The organism is Pseudomonas sp. FJ2-5-13, assembly GCF_029201605.1.
Classification (GTDB): Bacteria; Pseudomonadota; Gammaproteobacteria; order Pseudomonadales; family Pseudomonadaceae; genus Aquipseudomonas; species Aquipseudomonas lactis.
The window spans coordinates 4,690,064-4,709,951 of sequence record NZ_CP104045.1 but is presented as its reverse complement, the minus strand read 5'-3'; the positions used below and the strand labels follow the sequence as shown (position 1 = coordinate 4,709,951).

The following is a 19,888-nucleotide window of genomic DNA, read 5'->3' as shown; positions in this document are numbered from 1 at the left end:
GCTCCTCAGGCTTCAGCGTTGGCTTTGATCAGGCGGTCGTACGCATCCTGATCCAACAGCTTAGCCACTGCATCGGCATCGGCGGGTTTAAAGCGGAAGAACCAGCCTTCGCCCATCGGGTCTTCGTTGACCAGTTCCGGGCTGCCATCAAGCTTGTCGTTGACTTCCAGGACTTCACCGTCCAACGGCATGTACACACCGCTGGCGGCTTTGACCGACTCCACGGTGGAGGCTTCGGCGCCCTTTTCGTAAGCCTGCAACTCCGGCAGTTGCACGAAAACCACATCACCCAGCGCGTTCTGCGCAAACGCGGTGATACCCACGGTGACGCTGCCATCGGCTTCGGCGCGCAGCCATTCGTGATCTTCAGTGAAACGCAACTCGCTCATGGAAACTCCTCAGGGCCAGAATCGTCTGGTGGACGGGATTGGAATAATGGGGAGTTGCTTAGCAATATCGCGGCCAATGTTATTAAATCGTTATAGATCAACGGGTTAATAAATTTCGCTAGAAGGTTGGCTGAGTACGCTGTAGCGATTTCGCTACAGTCCGGCGCGTGAAAAAAAGCCTATGCGGATCAAAGCCTTGCATGGCGCGCAAAAAACAGGGTTGTAGCGATATCGTTACGCTGTAGCGCTTTCAGTACACGGAATGTCGTTCCCAGACCAAATCTCTGTGGGAGCTGGCTTGCCTGCGATGGCGGTCTACCCGTCACTAAGGAATTGGATGACCCACCGCTATCGCAGGCAAGCCAGCTCCCACCTTTGAACCGCGTTTATTCCGTCAGGGTTTGTTGGGTATGCCGTACTTGCGCAGGCGGTGGGCGATAGCCGTGTGGGAGGTTTGCAAGCGGCTGGCCAGTTGGCGGGTCGAGGGGTAGCGGCTGTAGAGACTTTCCAGCAGGCTGCGCTCGAAATCTTCCACGGCCTGTTCCAGGCTGTCGACTTCACCATCGTTCTGGCGCGCCACGGAGGTGCCGGCGATGTCCAGGTCGCCGATGTCCACCAGGCTGCTTTCGCAGATGGCGGCAGCGCGGAAGATCACGTTTTGCAACTGCCGCACGTTGCCCGGCCAGTGGTTGCCCAGCAGGGCAGGATAGGTACCCGGCGCCAGGCGGCAGACCGGGCGCTGGATCTGCGCACAGGCTTGCTGCATGAAGTAGCGCGCCAGCAGGAGGATGTCCTGGCCGCGTTCACGCAAGGGCGGCACGGCGACATTGAGCACGTTGAGGCGGTAGAACAGGTCTTCGCGAAAGGTGCCTTCGCTGACCATTTTTTCCAGGTCGCGGTGGGTGGCGCTGAGGATGCGCACATTGACCTTCACTTCGCGGTCGCCACCCACGCGGCGAAAGCTGCCGTCATTGAGAAAGCGCAGCAGCTTGGCTTGCAGGTACGGCGACATTTCACCGATCTCATCGAGGAACACCGTGCCCTGGTTGGCCAGCTCCATGAGCCCCGGTTTGCCACCGCGTTGCGCGCCGGTAAAGGCGCCGGGCGCATAGCCGAACAATTCGCTTTCGGCGAGGTTTTCCGGCAGTGCCGCGCAGTTCAGTGCCAGGAACGGCGCACTGTGACGCGTGCTGATGGCGTGGCAGGCGCGGGCCACCAGCTCTTTGCCGGTACCGGTTTCGCCCTGGATCAGCAGTGGTGCATCCAGCGCGGCCACCCGTTGCGCCCGGGCCTTGAGCGTGCGGATCGCCGGGGACTCGCCCAGCAGTGCATCAAAGCCTTCGGCATGGTCATGGTGCAGCGCCGACAGTTGTTCGCCGATGCGGTTGGGCTGGTAAAGGGTGAGCAGGGCGCCGGCGTCGGTGATTGGCGTGGCGCCCAGCAGCAGGGTCTGGCCGTTCACGCTGATCTCGCGCAACGGCAATCGAAAGCCCTGCTCCAGCAGGGTCTCCAGCAAGGCCGCGTCATCGAACAGCTCGGCGATGCTTTCGCCGGCCGGTTCACGCCCGTACAAGGCGATCAACGCCGGGTTGGCCAGCAAAATCTTGCCCGCGCTGTCCAGGGCCAGTACCGGGTCGGTCATGGCCGCCAGCAGGGCGTCGAGTTGCAAGTGGCGACGCTGGCCAGGAAGGATGTCGACGACCTTTACCGCCTGCACGCCGTGCACGCTGAACAACGCGTCGCGCAGCTCTTCGAGCACGTCGGCGCTGAGGGTTGGCGCGTCGATATAGACGTTGGGCGGCACCATCTCCACCGCATCCAGATTGAGATTGCGCCCACCGAGCAAGGCCAGGACTTCCTGGGTGATGCCGACGCGGTCGATGAAGCTGACGTGGATACGCATGGGGCGATTGGCAATTCTGAAGAGCAGAGGCGGCAAGTATGCCTTGGAGCGAGTGGAGATCAAAATGTGGGAGCGGGCTTGCTCGCGAATGCGGTGGGTCAGTCAGCTGACTATTGACTGTTCCACCGCATTCGCGAGCAAGCCCGCTCCCACAGGGGATTTGCGGTGTTTTTATTCCAGGTGTTCGGGTTTGACCGGGTCGCCGGATTTCATCCCCAACTGCTGGCGCACATCCTCAAACATCAGATCGTAATGCTTGTGCTGTGAACCGACGCTGCTATGGGTCTTGGGAATGCCGTATTTTTCGACAATCTTGGTCACATTGCTGGCGAAGTTGTAGGCCTGGTCCTTGGGCAGGAAAAAGGTCTCTTTCATGGCCTTGCCCTGGATGCTGCCATGCAGCGTGAACTGCATGCCTTTGCCTTCGCGCTCATCCGTGACGACTTCATAGTCCAGGCACAGGTCGTAGCTGACATCGTCCTTGTTCAGCGCGTATCGCTCGATATGCAGGTGGCCGGGTTCAAAGATAGCCATAGGCGTTTCTCCTCAACTTCACAGGTAGGTGATGCCAGGTGTTGCCGTGCTGATGCGGGTGCCGGCGCTGCCCTGGACGATGGCTTCGATGTCCGAGAGTGAACCGATCACCGCGGTTTTGCCAGTCTGGCGGGCGAACTCGCAGGCGGCTTGGACCTTGGGGCCCATGGAGCCGGCGGCGAAGCCGAGTTTTTCCATGTCGTCCGGATGGGCCTGGCCGATGGCCTTCTGGGTGGGCTTGCCGAAGTCGATAAAGGCGGCGTTGACGTCGGTGGCGATCACCAGCAAATCGGCCTCCAGTTGCGTGGCCAGCAGGGAGGAACACAGGTCTTTGTCGATCACGGCTTCAATGCCGCGTAGCTTGCCATCCTCGCCATACATCGTTGGGATGCCGCCGCCACCGGCGCAGATCACGATGGCTTTTTTCTCCAGCAGCCACTTGATCGGGCGAATTTCAAAGATGCGTTTGGGGCGCGGGCTGGCGACCACGCGGCGGTATTTGTCGCCGTCGGGCGCGATGGCCCAGCCTTTCTCGGCGGCGAGTTTCTCGGCTTCGGCTTTGGCGTACACCGGGCCGATGGGCTTGGTGGGGTTCTGGAAGGCCGGGTCCTTGGCGTCCACTTCCACTTGGGTGAGCAGGGTGGCGAATGGTACTTCAAAATCCAGCAGGTTGCCCAGTTCCTGTTCGATGATGTAGCCGATCATGCCCTCGGTCTCGGCGCCCAGCACGTCCAGCGGGTAAGGCGAGACGCTGGTGTAGGCCGCTGCCTGCAATGACAGCAGGCCGACTTGCGGGCCATTGCCGTGGGCGATCACCAGTTCGTTGCCGGGGTGGATCTTGGCGATCTGTTCGGTGGCGATACGGATGTTGGCCCGTTGATTGTCTGCGGTCATGGGTTCACCACGACGCAGGAGGGCGTTGCCGCCCAGGGCTACGACGATGCGCATACAGAATGTCCTTTCAGGGAACGCATGAACACCTCGGTCAATGTGGGAGCTGGCTTGCCTGCGATGAGGGCCTGGCAGGCGACCTGCTGTTGCCAGACCCACCGCTATCGCAGGCAAGCCAGCTCCCACACTGACGGTGTTCACACCGTGGAAATTAAATGTCTGCCAACGCCGACACCAGAATCGCCTTGATGGTATGCATGCGGTTTTCCGCTTGCTCGAAGGCGATATTGGCCGGCGACTCGAACACCTCTTCGGTCACTTCCACGCCATTGGCCAGGTGCGGATAGCGCGCCGCAATGTCCTTGCCGACCTTGGTTTCACTGTTGTGGAACGCCGGCAGGCAATGCATGAATTTCACCCGAGGGTTGCCCGAGGCTTTCATCATCTTGGCGTTGACCTGGTACGGCAGCAGTTGCTCGATGCGCTCGTCCCACGCTTCCACCGGTTCGCCCATGGACACCCAGATATCGGTGTGGATGAAGTCCACGCCCTTCACGGCCTCTGCAGGGTCTTCGGTGATGGTGATGCGTGCGCCGCTTTCCTCGGCAAAGGCCTGGCACTCTTTGATGAAATCTTCATGGGGCCACAGCGCTTTCGGCGCGCCGATGCGCACGTCCATGCCGAGCTTGGCGCCGATCATCAGCAGCGAGTTGCCCATGTTGTAGCGGGCGTCCCCCAGGTACGCGTAGCTGATGTCATGCAGCGGCTTGTCGCTGTGTTCGCGCATGGTCAGGGTGTCGGCGATCATCTGGGTCGGGTGGAATTCGGCGGTGAGGCCGTTGAACACCGGCACGCCCGCGAACTTGGCCAGTTCTTCGACGATTTCCTGTTCAAAGCCACGGTATTCAATGGCATCGAACATCCGGCCCAGTACGCGGGCGGTGTCTTTCATGCTTTCTTTGTGGCCGATCTGCGACGACACCGGGTCGATATAGGTGACGTGGGCGCCTTGGTCATGGGCCGCGACTTCAAAGGCACAACGGGTGCGGGTCGAGGTTTTTTCGAAGATCAGCGCGATGTTCTTGCCCTGCAGGTGCGGACGCTCGGTGCCGGTGTATTTGGCGCGTTTGAGGTCGCGGGACAGGTCCAGCAGGTAATGCAGCTCGCGGGTGGTGTGGTGCATCAGCGACAGCAGGCTGCGGTTGCGCATATTGAAAGCCATGATGGAATCTCCTTAGTAGTCGATAGGGTCGCGGATGATCGGGCAGGTCATGCAGTGGCCGCCGCCACGGCCACGGCCGAGTTCACCGGCGCTGATGGTGATCACTTCCACACCGGCCTTGCGCAGTAAGGTGTTGGTGTAGGTGTTGCGGTCGTAGCCAATCACCACGCCCGGTTCCACGGCCACCACGTTGTTGCCGTCATCCCATTGCTCGCGTTCGGCGGCGAAGCTGTTGCCGCCGGTCTCGACCACGCGCAGGGCCTTGAGGTTGAGGGCTGCGGCCACGGTTTCGAGGAAGTTGGTTTTCTCGCGCTGGATGTCGATGCCGTGGGGCTTGCTCTCGTCAGGGCGCAGAGTGAACGGCACGATCTGATTGACCACTTCGGGGAAGACGGTGACCAGGTCGCGGTCGCAGAAGCTGAACACGGTGTCCAGGTGCATCGCCGCGCGGGATTTGGGCAGGCCGGCAACGATGACGCGTTCCACGGCTTTGTTCTGGAACAGGTTGCGCGCCAGTTGGCCGATGGCCTGGTGGGATGAGCGCTCGCCCATGCCGATCAACACCACGCCGTTGCCAATCGGCATCACGTCGCCGCCTTCGAGCGTCGCGGCGCCATGTTCCTGGTCGGGGTCGCCGTACCAGATCTGGAAGTCCGCGTTGGTGAACTCAGGGTGGAATTTATAGATGGCGCTGGTCAGCAGGGTTTCCTGACGTCGCGCCGGCCAGTACATCGGGTTGAGCGTCACGCCGCCGTAGATCCAGCAGGTGGTGTCGCGAGTGAACTGGGTGTTGGGCAGTGGCGGCAGGATGAAACTGGCGTGGCCGAGAAAATCGCGGAACATCTCGATGGTCTTGCCACCGAAGCTGCTCGGCAGGTCGTCGGCCGATACGCCGCCAATCAGGTATTCGCTGATTTTGCGCGGCTCCAGGCTGCGCAGCCACGAGCCGACTTCGTCGACCAGGCCCAGGCCTACGGTGTTGGCGGTGATCTTGCGCTCCAGGATCCAGTCCAGCGCTTCGGGGTTGGCGACGATGTCGGTGAGCAGGTTGTGCATTTCCAGCACATCAATGTCCCGCTCGCGCATCTTGGTGACGAAGTCGAAGTGGTCGCGCTTGGCCTGGGCCACCCACAGCACGTCATCGAACAGCAGTTCGTCGCAGTTGTTGGGGGTCAGCCGCTGGTGGGCCAAGCCTGGGGAGCACACCATGACTTTGCGCAGTTTGCCGGCTTCGGAATGTACGCCGTACTTCACTTTTTCCGTGGTCATTACAGATCCTCCAGTGAACAACAATTACAGGGTCAGGAAGCCGTCGTAGAGCCCATAGGCCGCCACCAGGGCGCCAATGACCACTGCGGCGAAAATCAGCTTCTCGACGGGGGTGAAAATCGGTTTGCCCAGTTCACGCTTGGCCTTGGCGAACAGGATCGCGCCGGGGGCGTAGAGCAGGGCGGAGAGCAGCAGGTATTTGGTGCCGCCGGCATACAGCAGCCAGATCGCATAGATCAGGGCGATGGCGCCGATGAACAGGTCTTTCTTGCGCTCTTTGAGGGCGTTCTCGTAGGTCTCGCCGCGCACCGCCAGCAGCAGGGCGTAGGCCGCCGACCACAGGTAAGGCACCAGAATCATCGAGGTGGCGAGGTAGATCAGCGACAGGTAGGTGCTGGCGGAAAACAGTGTGATCACCAGGAATATCTGCACCATTGCGTTGGTCAGCCACAGCGCGTTGACCGGCACATGGTTGGCGTTTTCCTTGCGCAGGAACTCCGGCATGGTGTGGTCTTTGGCGGCGGCGAACATGATCTCCGCACACAGCAGCACCCAGGACAGCAGCGCGCCGAGCAGCGAGATGATCAAGCCCACGCTGATCAGCACCGCGCCCCAGTGGCCCACCACATGCTCCAGCACGGCGGCCATCGATGGGTTCTGCAGCTTGGCCAGTTCCGGTTGGGTCATGATCCCCAGGGACAGCACGTTCACCAGCATCAGGAACAGCAGCACGGTGATAAAGCCGATCACGGTGGCTTTGCCCACGTCGCTGCGTTTTTCGGCACGGGACGAGAAGATGCTCGCGCCTTCGATGCCGATAAATACCCACACGGTGACCAGCATCATGTTGCGCACCTGGTTCATCACGCTGCCCAGGTCAGGGTTTTTCACGCCCCAGATGTCAGCGGTGAAGATGTCCAGCTTGAATGCGAACAGCGCGATGAGCACGAACAGCAGCAGCGGCACCACCTTGGCGACGGTGGTCACCAGGTTGATGAACGCGGCTTCCTTGATCCCGCGCAGCACCAGGAAATGCACGGCCCACAACAGCACTGACGCAGCGATCACCGCCGTAGGCGTATTGCCTTCGCCAAAGACCGGGAAGAAGTAGCCCAGGGTGCTGAACAGCAAGACGAAGTAGCCGACGTTGCCCAGCCAGGCGCTGATCCAGTAACCCCAGGCAGATGAAAAGCCCATGTAGTCGCCGAAACCGGCCTTGGCGTAGGCGTATACCCCGCCGTCGAGGTCGGGTTTGCGGTTGGCGAGGGTCTGGAACACGAAGGCGAGGGTCAACATACCGATGGCGGTAATCACCCAGCCAATCAACACCGCACCGACATCGGCGCTGGCGGCCATGTTTTGTGGCAATGAAAAGATGCCGCCGCCAATCATCGAGCCGACGACAAGTGCGACCAGGGCGCCTAATCGAAGTTTTCCGGGAGTTTCAGACATTGCATGACTCCAATGCAGGAGAAGAGAGACCACAGAATAATTCCGTGCGCTAATCAAACAGCTGACTCAGATCACTTCATTGGCACATTCCATTGTGAATTAACGACTTAGGGTGAGATTTTGCGGGCGAAGAAATCCCGCAAAGGCGCTTGCTAGAGCGTTATCTGCTTTGTGGTTAATCATTTGGTCGAGGGCATGGGTGTTGACGCTAGTTCTTATTTGCGGATGTGCAAATTTTTTGTACGTTGTTTGACTATCGCTTCATAATTAACGTATTTAAATTCTAAATAAGCCTAAACTTCGTGCCTTTACATATCCTTATGTTATGACAACGTCATTAATCTGAATTACGTGTGTGCGCAGTTGTCGCCCAACCGTTTATTTTGAGGAACCTGCATGTCCCAACCCGCCCAGAAACTTCGGCTCAGTGCCCTGATCGCCCTGGTGGTGGGCTCGATGATTGGCGGTGGGATTTTTTCATTGCCGCAGAACATGGCCGCCCGTGCCGAGGTGGGCGCCATACTGATCGGCTGGGCAATCACCGCTATCGGCATGCTGACCTTGGCCTTTGTGTTCCAGACGTTGGCGAACCGTAAGCCCGAACTGGATTCCGGGGTGTATGCGTACGCCAAGGCAGGGTTCGGCGACTACATGGGTTTTTCGTCCGCCTGGGGTTACTGGATCAGTGCGTGGATGGGCAACGTCGGTTATTTCGTCTTGTTGTTCAGCACCCTCGGCTACTTTTTTCCGGCGTTCGGCCAGGGCAATACCCCGCTGGCCATTGGCTGCGCGTCGCTGTTGCTGTGGGCCGTGCATTTTCTGGTGATGCGCGGCATCAAAGAGGCGGCGTTTATCAACCAGGTGACGACGGTGGCGAAGATTGTGCCGCTGCTGATGTTTATCGTGATCGCTGCGGTTGCATTCAAGGCGGATATCTTCACCCGCGATATCTGGGGCCTGGGCAACCCGCAGATGGGCAGCGTGGTCGAGCAGGTGCGCCACATGATGCTGGTCACGGTGTTTGTCTTTATCGGCATCGAAGGCGCCAGTGTTTATTCGGCACGGGCACAGAAACGCTCGGACGTGGGGCGCGCCACGGTGATTGGCTTCGTGGGCGTGCTGGCCTTGCTGGTGCTGGTGAACGTGCTGTCCCTGGGCATCATGAGCCAGCCGGAGCTGGCGCAGTTGCAGAACCCGTCCCTGGCCGGTGTGTTGGAGCATGTCGTCGGGCCTTGGGGCGCGGTATTGATCAGTATCGGCCTGGCGGTTTCGCTGCTCGGGGCGTTGCTCTCCTGGGCCTTGCTGTGCGCGGAAATCCTCTATGCCACCGCTCAGGACAAGACCATGCCGGCCTTCCTGAAGAAGGAAAACGCCAATCAGGTGCCGGTCAATGCCTTATGGCTGACCAACGTGATGATCCAGGCATTCCTGGTGATCACGCTGTTTTCAGCCAGCACCTACACCACCCTGATCTACTTGGCGTCGTCGATGATCCTGGTGCCTTACCTGTGGTCGGCGGCCTATGCGGTGCTGTTGAGCGCGCGCGGCGAAACCTATGCCGGCTGGCAGCGCCGGCGCATGAAAGATCTGCTGGTGGGGCTGATTGCCCTCGGTTACGCGATCTGGCTGCTGTATGCGGGGGGCTTGAAGTACTTGCTGCTGTCGGCGCTGTTGTACGCACCGGGCGTGATCCTGTTTGCCCTGGCCAAGCGCGAGCAGGGCCAACCCTTGTTTACCACCGTGGAAAAAGGCATTTTCAGCGGCGTGATCGCGGGCGCCGGGTTGGCCGCGTATGGGCTGTATAGCGGGGTATTGTCACTGTGAGGTTGGCGTATCAACCGCCCTACGACTGGGCGGCGATGCTGGGGTTTTTATCGGTGCGAGCGATTACCGGCTTGGAAACCGTGGTCGCTGGCGTGTATCGACGCAGCATCAGTGTGGCAGGGATACATGGCTGGATCAGTGTCGAACCGGGGGCGGGAGACTGGCTGGAGGTGACGGTCGACTTTCCCGAGCCTGGCGCCATGCCTGAGATCGAGCGGCGCTTGCGCAGGATGTTTGATCTGGATGTCGTGCCTGAGGTGATCAACGCGCAATTGTCGCAAGACCCCCTGATGGCGCAACTGGTTGCGGCCCGCCCTGGCCTGCGGTTGCCTGGCACCTGGGATGGGTTGGAACTGGCGATTCGTGCAGTGCTGGGCCAGCAGATCACCGTGGTGGCGGCGATTCGTCTGGCGGGCAAGCTGGTGGCGCAGTATGGCCAGGCGCTGCCAACCCCGCACGCCGGTATTACCCACCTGTTCCCGACACCTGAAGTGCTGGCGGCGGCGGACCTGGCTACCCTGGGCATGCCCAAGGCGCGGGGGCGTACCTTGTCCGGTGTGGCCCAGGCGCTGTTGGATGATCCTCAGCTTTTCCAGCCCAAGGCCAGCCTCAAGGACGGCGTGGCACGGCTGGTGGCATTGCCGGGGATCGGAGAGTGGACCGGGCAGTACATCGCCATGCGCCAGTTGCGCGAGGCGGATGCGTTTGCGACGGGGGACATCGGGCTGATCAATGCTTTGGCGGCTTTGGAAGGTGGGCCGGTGTCGGCCCGGCAGTTATTGGCGCGGGCCGAGGCTTGGCGGCCGTTGAGGGCGTATGCGGCGCAGCATTTGTGGACGTCGTTGAACCGCAATGATTAGCGGCGCCTGTCTAGGCCTCTTCGCGAGCAAGCCCGCTCCCACATTTTGATCGCATTTCAAAGCATTTACTCGGTCAAGTGTGGGAGCGGGCTTGCTCGCGAAAGCGAATGTGAAGTCACCACTGAGGCCGGTGCGAGCCCAGTTCCACCGCCGGCAAATCCCACTGCAGCGGCGTGCCACTGATACTCAGCGGCGCGAGTAGCCGATGGGCCTGGCCCCAGGCTGTCTGCTCCACGACCAGGCCTTGGTCATTAATGTCTTCCTCGCGCAATGCCGCTTGCTGTGCCACTGGCCCGGCCTCCACCAGCAACTTCGCCGTACGCGCCAACGACAAACGCGCCGATCCGCCGCCTCCGGATTCGAGGCGCTCGGTCAACGCCCGGATCGCACTGGCGGCCATCAAGTAGCCGGTGGCGTGATCCAGCGCTTGTACCGGTAGCGGCAGTGGTTTATCCGTCTGTTTCCAGGCCATGCCGGCCTCGGCAATCCCGCTGCCCATCTGCACCAGGCTGTCAAAGCCACGACGATTACGCCATGGGCCGCTCCAGCCGTAGGCGTTGAGGCTGATATCGATGAGGCCGGGGGCGATGTGTTGCCGTTCGCCAAGGGTATAACCCAGTTGTTCCAGGGCATCGGCGCGGTAGCCGTGGAACAGGATGTCGGCGTCCTTGAGCAACGCTTCGAACACCTGCCGGCCTTCCTGGCTCTTTAGGTCAAGGCGGGCGCAGCGTTTGCCCAGCGTCATCTCCGGCACCACGCCAGGTTCGTTCCAGGTAGGCGAGTCGATGCGCAGTACGTCGGCGCCCAAGCCCGCGAGGAAACGACTGGCCACCGGGCCGGCTAGCACCCGGGTCAAATCCAGCACCTTGATGCCGGCCAGTGGGCGCGCTGCGGAACCAAGCCAGGGTTTGTCGATGCCGGGTTCGAAGACCTGGCGTTGGATCAACGCCTCGGCGTTCACTGCCAAGCCTTGAGGATGCTGCTGCCAGGCTTGCCAGCTACGCATCTGCGCCGCACAACCGCCCGCATCGACAATCGCCTGTTCCAGTTCGGCGGCTTTCCAGGTTGCGACTTTGCTCGCCATGGCTGCGCGATCAGCGGCAGGCCCCAGTACCCGCTCGGCCGCTGCACGATGATGGGGCGCGTTGGTGTGCAAGCGAATCCAGCCATCGGCGCTGGCGTAGTCACCCGCTACCGGGTCCCACAAAGGCGGCACTTGCCAACCCACGGGGCGAATCGACGAGGAGAACCACAACGAGGCCAGGCGCCGATCCACGCTGACGCTGGGCAGGCGCCCGGTTTGTTGCTCAATCAACTGCGCGACGGCCTGGCCAGCGGCGCCGATGCTGGCGGCCGCCAGGTCAGTCACGGCAAAGGTCGAAGGCAGGGCGCCGGCCTGGGTCTGGGGCAATGGGGCGTGCGGTAAAGCGAGCGCGGCTTGGATGGGAGTCAGCAGGTCAGTCATCAAAGGCCCTCCGTAAGAGAAGGGCCACTATAGAAGATCATCCCACCGGTGTGGCAACCCCAGGGATCAAGGGCAGTTCGATGCTGGCGATAAAACCGCCCTCGGGATGGTTGGCCAGGATCAGGTTGCCGCCATGGCGCTCGGCGGCGCGACGGGCGATGGCCAGGCCCAGGCCATGGCCTTGGGCGGTTTGGCCGGGCGCACGGTAGAACGGCTCGCCCAATTGGCTCAGGTGCTCGGCTTCAACGCCGGGGCCGTGGTCGCGTACGCTGATCAGAATGCGTCCGCCTTGATGCTGGGCCTGCAATTCAATCGGCTCGCCCGCCGGGTTGAAGCGCTGGGCATTGCGCAGCAGGTTGTCCACGGCGCGTTCGATCATGGTCGGCCAGCCTTTGAGCTGCAGATCATTGGCAGTCGTCAGTTGCACCACTTGCTCGGGGGCACTGAGTTGGGCGTCCTTTTGCAGCGTTTTAAGCAACGGGTTGAGGTCGATGTCTTCGGCGCTGGCGTTGTCGGCGTCGACCCGTGCCAATACCAAAATTTCGCTGATCAAGGCTTCCAGGCGATCGCATTCGCGAGTCAGGCGCGGCCAGAGTTTTTCCCGTTCTTCGGGGCTGGCGCGTTCGGCCAGGGCCAGGGCGATACGCAAGCGCGCCAGGGGCGAGCGCAGTTCGTGGGAGACGTCGCGCAGCAACTGGCGCTGGCTGCCGATCAGGCTTTGCAAGCGCGCGCCCATGCGGTTGAAGTCGTTGGCCAGCACGCCGAACTCGTCACGCCGGTTGGCCAGTTGCGCCAGGCTGTTCTGTTGATAGGTGGTTTGCCCCAGGTCATGCACCGCCCCGCGCAGACGGCTGAGCGGGCGGGTAATGGACAGGGTCACCAGCAGGCTGAACAGGGTCAGTACCACCAGGGTAATCGCCAATGCACTGAGCGGCCACAGCAGGCTGCTGCGGTGCCAGGCGTCCAGCTCCGGGTGAGGAATACGGTAAATCAGCAGATAGGTATCGCCGGTTTTGGCGCTGGTGTACTCGGCGGTCAGGCGCCGCCAGGGCAGGTGGCCGTCCTGGCTGTCGTTCTGGCGGGCTTCGAACGCGGCGGCGCGGCGCGGGAAGGTGCCGCGCACCACCGGGTCGCCGCTTTCGTTAAGCACTTGCACGTCGATGTGGTACTGGCGTTTGCGCTGCTGCAACAAGTCCTGGGCGGCATCTTCGCCCTGGGTTTCGTAAAGCTGCGTCCACTCCTGGGCCAGGTTGTTGAGCCCAGGGTGGCGGCTGAGAATCCAGGCGTCCTGGTTGAGCATGTGCCCAAGCAGGATCGATAAACCGGCCACCAGGGCGATGGCCAGCCAGAAACTCGCCAGGATACGCCAGAACAATGAACGCACAGGAAACCCTCAAACAGGAAAAGCCCAGCGGCGTGAACCACTGGGCTGGGGGTGAAGCTAGGCCATTATTGCGCTTTTTGCGCTTGCTGGGCTTTCCAGGCCTGGAACTCTTTCCATTCGGCGCGGCGCTCGGCTTGCTTCTTGACGATATCGTCGTACTTCTTCTGCTGGTCGGGCTTGAGCACGGCACGGATATCGGCCTGGGTTTTCTGCTTGCCGGCGGCGATTTCGTCCTGCATCGCCTTCTGGTCAGCGGCCGGGAGTTTGTCCAGGTACTTTTGGGTCAGGTCTTTGCGGGCGTGCCATTGGTCACCCATCAGCTTGCGGATCTGTTCGCGCTGTTCCTTGCTCAAGTCCAGCTGGCTGAACGGGCCGCCTTTGCCACGCGGGCCGTGTTCACCGTGGCCTGGGCCACCCATCATGCGGCTTTCAGGCCCACCCATCGGGCCTGGGCCTTCCGGCATTGCCATGGCAACGGTGGGCAGGGCGGTGGCGAACATCAAAGCGATAAGGGTCTTGCGCATGGTGATTCTCCTGTCTCTATTCCGGTGAGTCCGGATGTGAGTAGGTTACGCAGAGCAAGGTCAGCGGCGGTCAGGGGAGGGTAAAGCTTCGGTAAAGACGGGTTTGATAGGAACTGACAAAACCCTTGAGGCTGATGAGAACAATGGTGGGGAGTTGGCTTGCCTGCGATAGCCATAGGTATCTACACAACTGTGCAGTTCGCCGCAGCCGCTGGTAACCACGATGCGAAGCGAGTCGCTCTTGATCTTGATCTGCTTTTGATCTTAGGCGCCCCGTCAAACCACGCTGGCCGGAATTCGACAGGGATTTGGGGGGTAAACCGGCAGGGATGCCGGTTTAGCCGCCCCGCGCCATGGATGGCGCGTGGCGGCGGCCCCCCAAATCACTGGCGGATTACGGGCACACCGAGCCTAAGCGAGGTGCCGAGTGGTGGGGCAAGAGCGTTTTGCTTACTTTTGCGCTGTTCAAAAGTGAGCCGCCGTCAGGGCGGAACCCTAAGTGGCCGTTACCTAAATAACGGATATGTACTCAGTCTGATCTCAGATCCCGGTCGGCTGTCAGGCCGCCTTCGCAGGCAAGCCAGCTCCCACATTTGAATCGCGGCGCGTTAGTTAGATCGGCGCCGGCTGTCAGGCCGTCACGGGAGCAAGCTCCCTCGCCACAGGTTCAGCGTCGCACCACAGTTGTGTAGATACCTATGCTGCGATAGCGGTGTGTCAGTCACGTTTATGCTAACTGGCCCACCGCTATCGCAGGCAAGCCAGCTCCCACAGGGTTGAGTGTGGTGTTTAGAGGCTGTAGTAATAGCCACGACTGCGCAACGCCACGATCCGTGGCCGGCCATCGGGGTGTGGGCCGATCTTTTTGCGCAGGTTGCTGACGTGCATGTCCAGGCTGCGGTCATACAGGGTCAGCTTGCGGCCCAGGGCGATCTGCGCCAGTTCCTGTTTGTCCAGGGGCTCGCCGGGTTGGCGCAGCAGGGCTTCGAGCAGGCGGCTTTCGGAGACGGTAAGGGCGAACTCTTGTTCATCGATGCTGACCACACCGCGCACCGGGCTGAAGCACAGGTCGCCCAGTTCCAGCTGGGTGGACACCGCGGCGGGGTGGCTGCGGCGTAATACGGCGCGTAGGCGCGCCGTCAGCTCGCGGGGGTCGCAGGGCTTGGCCAGGTAGTCGTCGGCGCCCAGTTCCAGGCCGAGGATGCGGTCCAGGGGTTCGCCCCGGGCCGAGAGCATCAGCACCGGCAGCTCCGGGTGGTCGTTGCGCAATTGCTTGAGCAGCTCCAGGCCGCTGCCGTCGGGCAGCATCACGTCGAGCACAACGGCCGCAGGCGCACTGTCGGCCAAGGCTTTACGGGCGCTCAAGCCGTCGTGGCAGGCGCGCACCTGGAAACCTTCCTGGCTCAACCAACTGGTCAGCAGCTCACAGAGCTCCTGGTCATCATCTATCAGTAACAGCTCGCTCATGACTCACTCAATTTAGCCATTGTCGGCGGCGAAGGCCCCACCGGTGACGCCGTGAGCCATTATGAGTACGCCGATACGATTAGGTTCGACGCAGCCGGGCTTAAGGCAAGACTTGCTTGAACGGCTTGATCACCACATCGGTGTAGACCCCTGCTGCAACGTAAGGGTCTGCCTTGGCCCAGGCCTCGGCGTCGGCCAGGGAGGCGAACTCGGCCACGATCAGGCTGCCGGTGAAACCGGCGTCGCCCGGGTCATTGCTGTCGACGGCCGGGTGCGGGCCGGCCAGTACGATGCGGCCTTGGGCTTGCAGCTGTTTGAGGCGCTCGACATGGGCCGGGCGTACGCTCAGGCGTTTTTCCAGGGAGTTGGCAACGTCGGTGGCAATGATGGCGTAGAGCATGTCAGTCCTCGGTTTTTGGTGTGGTAGCTGCGGTGTCATGCAGGTGACGCGACAGGTAGATACCCTGGCCGATCAAAAACAATACGGTCATGCCCAGGCTGCCGAACACTTTGAAGTCGACCCAGTAGTCCTGGAAGGTAAACGCCACGAACAGGTTGGCGGCGCCGCAGAACAGGAAAAACACGATCCAGGCCACGTTCAGGCGTACCCACACCGGCTCCGGCAAGGTCAGCGCATGGCCCATGATCCGCTTGATCAGCAGGCGGTCACCAATGAAGTGGCTGCCGATGAACACCAGGGCGAACAGCCAGTTCACCACCGGGGCTTTCCATTTAAGGAAGGTTTCGCTGTGGAAAGCCAGGGTCAGGCCGCCGAAGACCAGGCAGGCGATAAGGGTGAGCCATTGGCTTTTTTCCAGCTTGCGCTGGGAGATGAAGATGGCGCCGTAGACCACGATGGAGCTGACGATCAGTACGGCAGTGGCACTGTAGATGCCCCCGAACGATAGCTCGTGGCCGGCGATTTCGATGACCCTGGGGTCGAGTTTGGTAACGATGAAAAACAGCAACAGCGGGATGAAGTCGATGAATTGTTTCACAGTAAGAGCCAGAAGCTGGATGTGGCGGCATAATAACAAACATCCTTGGTTGCGATAGCGCCAGCTGACTTGAGGTTACACACTCCCGTGAATGTTGATTTGCACTGCCACAGCACGGCCTCCGACGGCGCCCTGGCGCCCGCGGTACTGGTTGCGCGTGCGTTTGAAAAAGGCGTGCGAGTCCTGGCATTGACCGACCACGACACCCTCGAAGGCCTCGATGAAGCCCGCCAGGCCGCGCAGTCCCTGGGCATGCAGTTGGTCAATGGCGTGGAATTGTCCTGCACCTGGGGCGGCGCCACCATCCATGTGCTGGGCTACGGTTTTGATCAAAAGGCCCCACCCTTGGTGGCGGCGATTGCCCAATTGCACGATGGCCGCTGGCTGCGGTCCGAAGAAATAAGCCGCAAGCTCAGCCTTAAAGGCATGCCGGGTGCCCTAGACGGCGCCCGTGCTATCCAGCAAGAGCTGGGCGACAGCGGCAACGCACCGGCCCGTCCGCACTTTGCCGACTGGATGGTGCGTGAAGGCTATGTGAAGGATCGTGCCGAAGCCTTTCGCAAATGGCTGGGCGCCGGCAAGTTGGGCGACGTGAAGCTGCATTGGCCGACCCTGGAAGACACCGTCCAGACCCTGCGGGCCTCCGGGGCCTGGGTCAGCCTGGCGCATCCCTGGCATTACGATTTCACCCGCAGCAAGCGCCGCAAGCTGATCAGCGACTATATTGGAGCGGGTGGCCACGCCATCGAGGTGGTCAACGGGCATCAACCCGCCGAACAGGTCGGCAGCCTGGCGATCCTTGCCCGCGAATTTGGTCTGCTGGTCAGTGCCGGCAGTGACTTTCATGGCCCAGGCGGTTGGTCCGAGATTGGCGAGTATCGCCAGGTTCCGGAAGATCTGCCGCTGTTGTGGGGGCGATTCAAGCATGACCCCATTATTGCCACCGTCTGAACAGGTAGAGTACGTGAGCCAATTCTTCCAGATTCATCCGGAAAACCCTCAGGCGCGCCTGATCAAGCAGGCCGTGGAGATCATCCGTGCCGGTGGGGTAGTGATCTACCCGACGGATTCTTCATACGCCATTGGCTGCCAGATCGGCGACAAGGGCGCGGTCGAGCGGGTAAGGCGCTTGCGCCAGCTGGACGACAAGCACAACTTTGCGCTGATCTGCAGCGACTTGTCCCAGCTCGGGCTGTTCGCCAAGGTCGACACCGGCACCTTTCGTCTGCTCAAGGCCCACACGCCGGGGCCCTACACGTTCATTCTCAACGCCACCCGCGAAGTGCCGCGCCTGTTGCTGCACCCCAAGAAGCGCACCATCGGCCTGCGCGTGCCGGAACACCCGATTGCCCTGGCGCTGCTGGCCGAGTTGGGCGAACCGCTGATGAGCGTGTCGTTGATCCTGCCCGGCGAAACCGAGCCGTTGTACGACCCTTACGAAATGCGCCGATTGCTGGAAAAACACGTCGACCTGATCATCGACGGCGGCTACGGCGGCAATAAGGCCTCCACGGTGATCAACCTGGCCGACGGTGAGCCAGAAGTGGTGCGTGTGGGTTGTGGCGACCCGGCTCCGTTCATGGTCGAGGCCTGAATGTCGGCCGTGGAAACCGCTGATCCCCAGGCCGGCGCCCAGCAGGAACTGCCGTTTGCCATGGTGTACGGCCAGGCGGTCATGGAAATGCCCCTGGACTTGTACATCCCGCCGGACGCCCTCGAGGTATTCCTTGAAGCCTTCGAAGGCCCGCTGGACTTGCTGCTGTACCTGATCCGCAAGCAGAACATCAATATCCTCGACATCCCGGTGGCGGAAATCACCCGCCAGTACATGGGCTATGTCGAGCTGATGCAGTCGGTGCGCCTGGAACTGGCCGCCGAGTACTTGGTGATGGCGGCCATGCTTGCCGAGATCAAGTCGCGCATGCTGTTGCCGCGCTCGGAGACGGTGGAAGCCGAAGAGGATGACCCGCGCGCCGAACTGATCCGCCGCCTGCAGGAGTACGAACGCTTCAAGGCTGCCGCCGAAGGCATCGACGGCCTGAGCCGTGTGGGCCGTGATGTGGTGGTGCCCAAGCTCGACGCCCCCGAGGCACGCGCGCGCAAATTGCTGCCAGACGTGAGCCTGGAAGAATTGCTGATGTCCATGGCCGAGGTGCTACGCCGTGGCGATATGTTTGAGAGCCACCAGGTCAGCCGTGAAGCGCTGTCTACCCGCGAGCGCATGAGCGATGTGCTGGAACGCCTCAAGGGCGGTGGGTTTGTGCCCTTTGTCGAGTTGTTCACCGCCGAAGAAGGGCGCCTGGGCGTGGTGGTGACCTTTATGGCGATCCTTGAGCTGGTCAAGGAGTCCTTGGTCGAGCTGGTACAGAATGAGCCTTTTGCGGCTATCCACGTGCGGGCGCGAGCCGAATAACGAGCTGAATCGATGAATCTGACTGAACCCCGCGAACTGGCCCCTTTGCTGGAGGCCTTTCTCCTGGCCTCGGGTAAACCGCAATCTTTGGAGCGCCTGTTCGAGCTTTTTGAAGAAGCCGAACGCCCGGAGCCGCCGGTCTTCAAGAAGGCCTTGGAGATCCTGCGCAAGTCCTGCGAGGGCCGTGCCTTTGAACTGCGCGAAGTGGCGTCGGGTTACCGCCTGCAGATCCGTGAGAAGTTTTCGCCGTGGGTCGGGCGGTTGTGGGAAGAGCGCCCGCAGCGCTATTCCCGGGCGATGCTGGAGACCATGGCGCTGATCGCCTATCGCCAGCCCATCACCCGCGGCGAGATCGAAGACGTGCGTGGCGTGGCGGTGAACAGCCATATCGTCAAGACCCTGCTGGAGCGCGAGTGGATCCGCATCGTCGGCTACCGCGACGTGCCGGGCAAACCGGCCATGTTCGCCACCACCAAGGTGTTCCTCGATCACTTCAACCTGAAAAACCTCGACGATCTGCCGCCCCTGGCCGAACTGCGCGAAATGGAAGCCGAGCCGGTGCTCGACTTCGACGACGCGCCGGTGCCGCAAAGCCTGCAGGAACTGGCCGACGCCAGCGCCGAGCCGGAGGAGCCCAAGGACGAGACCAGTTTCCATACGCTGTTGCTGGAACTGGACGACATGGAGCAGGGGATCAAGACCGACTTCGACGATTTGCTGCGTGATGGTGCTGCAGAGCCGCAAACCCAGGTGAACGTTGAATCCGAGCCAGAGGTCCAAACCGAGGAAGATATTCTCGGCGTGGCCGAGGCCCGGGAGAAACTCCTGGCCGCTGTCGCCGCTCTTGAACCGCCGCCTTTGAGCGACGAAGAAGAGGAAGCTCGGGCGCTGGCCGAGGCCATCGAAAACGAACGCCGCCAATTCGAAGACTGACCCGGTATTTCCAAACACCGCAATACCCCATGTGGGAGCGGGCTTGCTCGCGAATGTTGAACCACTGCATTCGCGAGCAAGCCCGCTCCCACATTTAATCAGCGTCGCCTGGGGAAATGTATGAGTTCGACCAAAGACCCGTGCATCAGCATCTGTAAATTCAACGACGACATCTGCGTCGGCTGTGGCCGCAGCAAGCGTGAAATCCGTGCCTGGAAGAAACTCGACAAAGCCGACAAACGCACGGTTCTGGCCGAAGCCGAGCTGCGATTGCTGGCCCTTGGGGCCACCGGTCGGCGGAAAAGCAAATGAGCTGGGCGTTATCGGCTAGTCTGTGATGCGCAACACGCGCCATGCGCG

General features: G+C 61.3%; 20 protein-coding genes. 7 read left to right on the top strand and 13 right to left on the bottom strand.

The window, feature by feature from the left end; translation table 11 throughout:
• Nucleotides 1-5: 5 nt before the first annotated feature.
• The 7 genes from gcvH to arcD (N2A98_RS20810) form a co-directional block, all read right to left on the bottom strand.
• On the bottom strand, nucleotides 6-389 hold the full coding sequence (gcvH, locus tag N2A98_RS20840) for a glycine cleavage system protein GcvH (RefSeq protein WP_044273368.1): 384 nt from the start codon (nucleotides 387-389) through the stop codon (nucleotides 6-8).
• A gap of 394 nt (nucleotides 390-783) precedes the next feature.
• Nucleotides 784-2,292, bottom strand: coding sequence for a sigma-54-dependent transcriptional regulator (locus N2A98_RS20835; protein WP_153475511.1), 1,509 nt, complete (start codon nucleotides 2,290-2,292; stop codon nucleotides 784-786).
• Nucleotides 2,293-2,463: 171 nt separating this feature from the next.
• Nucleotides 2,464-2,826 (bottom strand): DUF5064 family protein, encoded by a 363-nt coding sequence (locus N2A98_RS20830; RefSeq protein ID WP_275622586.1) that lies wholly within the window; start codon nucleotides 2,824-2,826, stop codon nucleotides 2,464-2,466.
• Nucleotides 2,827-2,844: 18 nt separating this feature from the next.
• Nucleotides 2,845-3,774: a carbamate kinase gene (gene arcC / locus N2A98_RS20825; protein ID WP_032895541.1), complete on the bottom strand. Its 930-nt coding sequence runs from the start codon at nucleotides 3,772-3,774 to the stop codon at nucleotides 2,845-2,847.
• Nucleotides 3,775-3,928: 154 nt separating this feature from the next.
• On the bottom strand, nucleotides 3,929-4,939 hold the full coding sequence (locus N2A98_RS20820) for an ornithine carbamoyltransferase (protein WP_003193818.1): 1,011 nt from the start codon (nucleotides 4,937-4,939) through the stop codon (nucleotides 3,929-3,931).
• Between the two features lie 12 nt (nucleotides 4,940-4,951).
• Nucleotides 4,952-6,208 (bottom strand): arginine deiminase, encoded by a 1,257-nt coding sequence (gene arcA / locus N2A98_RS20815; RefSeq protein WP_014719694.1) that lies wholly within the window; start codon nucleotides 6,206-6,208, stop codon nucleotides 4,952-4,954.
• 24 nt (nucleotides 6,209-6,232) lie between these two features.
• The gene (gene arcD, locus N2A98_RS20810; RefSeq protein WP_032895542.1) at nucleotides 6,233-7,660 is read right to left on the bottom strand and encodes an arginine-ornithine antiporter; all 1,428 of its coding nucleotides are present in this window, start codon (nucleotides 7,658-7,660) and stop codon (nucleotides 6,233-6,235) included.
• Nucleotides 7,661-8,056: 396 nt separating this feature from the next.
• On the opposite strand from arcD (N2A98_RS20810), the gene arcD (N2A98_RS20805) reads away from it, so the two are divergent.
• A complete protein-coding gene (gene arcD, locus N2A98_RS20805) occupies nucleotides 8,057-9,484 on the top strand; it encodes an arginine-ornithine antiporter (protein ID WP_044273371.1) in 1,428 nt (475 codons plus the stop codon).
• Nucleotides 9,481-10,344 carry a DNA-3-methyladenine glycosylase gene (locus N2A98_RS20800; RefSeq protein WP_275622585.1) on the top strand — a complete coding sequence of 288 codons (864 nt, stop codon included), beginning with the start codon at nucleotides 9,481-9,483 and terminating at the stop codon, nucleotides 10,342-10,344. The genes arcD (N2A98_RS20805) and N2A98_RS20800 overlap by 4 nt, the downstream gene beginning before the upstream one ends.
• A 115-nt stretch (nucleotides 10,345-10,459) precedes the next feature.
• On the opposite strand, the gene N2A98_RS20795 is transcribed toward N2A98_RS20800, so the two are convergent.
• The 6 genes from N2A98_RS20795 to N2A98_RS20770 all read right to left on the bottom strand — a co-directional run bounded on the left by N2A98_RS20795 (nucleotide 10,460) and on the right by N2A98_RS20770 (nucleotide 16,182).
• Complete coding sequence (locus N2A98_RS20795; protein ID WP_275622584.1) at nucleotides 10,460-11,809, bottom strand: CoA transferase; 1,350 nt, start codon at nucleotides 11,807-11,809, stop codon at nucleotides 10,460-10,462.
• A 37-nt stretch (nucleotides 11,810-11,846) separates the two neighbouring features.
• Nucleotides 11,847-13,193, bottom strand: a complete 1,347-nt coding sequence (locus N2A98_RS20790; RefSeq protein WP_275622583.1) for a HAMP domain-containing sensor histidine kinase — start codon at nucleotides 13,191-13,193, stop codon at nucleotides 11,847-11,849.
• Nucleotides 13,194-13,258: 65 nt separating this feature from the next.
• On the bottom strand, nucleotides 13,259-13,717 hold the full coding sequence (locus tag N2A98_RS20785; RefSeq protein WP_032895550.1) for an LTXXQ domain protein: 459 nt from the start codon (nucleotides 13,715-13,717) through the stop codon (nucleotides 13,259-13,261).
• Between the two features lie 789 nt (nucleotides 13,718-14,506).
• Nucleotides 14,507-15,184 (bottom strand): response regulator transcription factor, encoded by a 678-nt coding sequence (locus N2A98_RS20780; RefSeq protein WP_003193803.1) that lies wholly within the window; start codon nucleotides 15,182-15,184, stop codon nucleotides 14,507-14,509.
• Nucleotides 15,185-15,284: 100 nt separating this feature from the next.
• Nucleotides 15,285-15,584 carry a YciI family protein gene (locus tag N2A98_RS20775; protein ID WP_078803686.1) on the bottom strand — a complete coding sequence of 100 codons (300 nt, stop codon included), beginning with the start codon at nucleotides 15,582-15,584 and terminating at the stop codon, nucleotides 15,285-15,287.
• A gap of 1 nt (nucleotide 15,585) precedes the next feature.
• Nucleotides 15,586-16,182 (bottom strand): septation protein A, encoded by a 597-nt coding sequence (locus N2A98_RS20770; protein WP_044267795.1) that lies wholly within the window; start codon nucleotides 16,180-16,182, stop codon nucleotides 15,586-15,588.
• An 87-nt stretch (nucleotides 16,183-16,269) separates the two neighbouring features.
• Here N2A98_RS20770 and N2A98_RS20765 point away from each other — a divergent pair, with 87 nt between their 5' ends.
• The 5 genes from N2A98_RS20765 (at nucleotide 16,270) to N2A98_RS20745 (ending at nucleotide 19,840) form a co-directional block, all read left to right on the top strand.
• The gene (locus N2A98_RS20765; protein ID WP_034134362.1) at nucleotides 16,270-17,133 is read left to right on the top strand and encodes a PHP domain-containing protein; all 864 of its coding nucleotides are present in this window, start codon (nucleotides 16,270-16,272) and stop codon (nucleotides 17,131-17,133) included.
• A gap of 13 nt (nucleotides 17,134-17,146) precedes the next feature.
• The gene (locus tag N2A98_RS20760; protein ID WP_003193796.1) at nucleotides 17,147-17,776 is read left to right on the top strand and encodes an L-threonylcarbamoyladenylate synthase; all 630 of its coding nucleotides are present in this window, start codon (nucleotides 17,147-17,149) and stop codon (nucleotides 17,774-17,776) included.
• A gap of 60 nt (nucleotides 17,777-17,836) precedes the next feature.
• Nucleotides 17,837-18,595 carry a ScpA family protein gene (locus N2A98_RS20755; RefSeq protein WP_171905498.1) on the top strand — a complete coding sequence of 253 codons (759 nt, stop codon included), beginning with the start codon at nucleotides 17,837-17,839 and terminating at the stop codon, nucleotides 18,593-18,595.
• 12 nt (nucleotides 18,596-18,607) lie between these two features.
• Entirely contained in the window at nucleotides 18,608-19,528 is a 921-nt protein-coding gene (gene scpB / locus N2A98_RS20750) for an SMC-Scp complex subunit ScpB (protein ID WP_275622582.1), read from the top strand.
• A 120-nt stretch (nucleotides 19,529-19,648) separates the two neighbouring features.
• Nucleotides 19,649-19,840 carry a DUF1289 domain-containing protein gene (locus N2A98_RS20745; RefSeq protein WP_044267786.1) on the top strand — a complete coding sequence of 64 codons (192 nt, stop codon included), beginning with the start codon at nucleotides 19,649-19,651 and terminating at the stop codon, nucleotides 19,838-19,840.
• Nucleotides 19,841-19,888: the final 48 nt, after the last annotated feature.

Excerpts from the sequence above, each read along its gene's own strand:
- gcvH (WP_044273368.1), bottom strand. The coding sequence starts at position 389 with ATGAGCGAGTTGCGTTTCACTGAAGATCACGAATGGCTGCGCGCCGAA.
- N2A98_RS20835 (WP_153475511.1), bottom strand. The coding sequence starts at position 2,292 with ATGCGTATCCACGTCAGCTTCATCGACCGCGTCGGCATCACCCAGGAA.
- N2A98_RS20830 (WP_275622586.1), bottom strand. The coding sequence starts at position 2,826 with ATGGCTATCTTTGAACCCGGCCACCTGCATATCGAGCGATACGCGCTG.
- arcC (WP_032895541.1), bottom strand. The coding sequence starts at position 3,774 with ATGCGCATCGTCGTAGCCCTGGGCGGCAACGCCCTCCTGCGTCGTGGT.
- N2A98_RS20820 (WP_003193818.1), bottom strand. The coding sequence starts at position 4,939 with ATGGCTTTCAATATGCGCAACCGCAGCCTGCTGTCGCTGATGCACCAC.
- arcA (WP_014719694.1), bottom strand. The coding sequence starts at position 6,208 with ATGACCACGGAAAAAGTGAAGTACGGCGTACATTCCGAAGCCGGCAAA.
- arcD (WP_032895542.1), bottom strand. The coding sequence starts at position 7,660 with ATGTCTGAAACTCCCGGAAAACTTCGATTAGGCGCCCTGGTCGCACTT.
- arcD (WP_044273371.1), top strand. The coding sequence starts at position 8,057 with ATGTCCCAACCCGCCCAGAAACTTCGGCTCAGTGCCCTGATCGCCCTG.
- N2A98_RS20795 (WP_275622584.1), bottom strand. The coding sequence starts at position 11,809 with ATGACTGACCTGCTGACTCCCATCCAAGCCGCGCTCGCTTTACCGCAC.
- N2A98_RS20785 (WP_032895550.1), bottom strand. The coding sequence starts at position 13,717 with ATGCGCAAGACCCTTATCGCTTTGATGTTCGCCACCGCCCTGCCCACC.
- N2A98_RS20780 (WP_003193803.1), bottom strand. The coding sequence starts at position 15,184 with ATGAGCGAGCTGTTACTGATAGATGATGACCAGGAGCTCTGTGAGCTG.
- N2A98_RS20775 (WP_078803686.1), bottom strand. The coding sequence starts at position 15,584 with ATGCTCTACGCCATCATTGCCACCGACGTTGCCAACTCCCTGGAAAAA.
- N2A98_RS20755 (WP_171905498.1), top strand. The coding sequence starts at position 17,837 with ATGGTGTACGGCCAGGCGGTCATGGAAATGCCCCTGGACTTGTACATC.
- scpB (WP_275622582.1), top strand. The coding sequence starts at position 18,608 with ATGAATCTGACTGAACCCCGCGAACTGGCCCCTTTGCTGGAGGCCTTT.
- N2A98_RS20745 (WP_044267786.1), top strand. The coding sequence starts at position 19,649 with ATGAGTTCGACCAAAGACCCGTGCATCAGCATCTGTAAATTCAACGAC.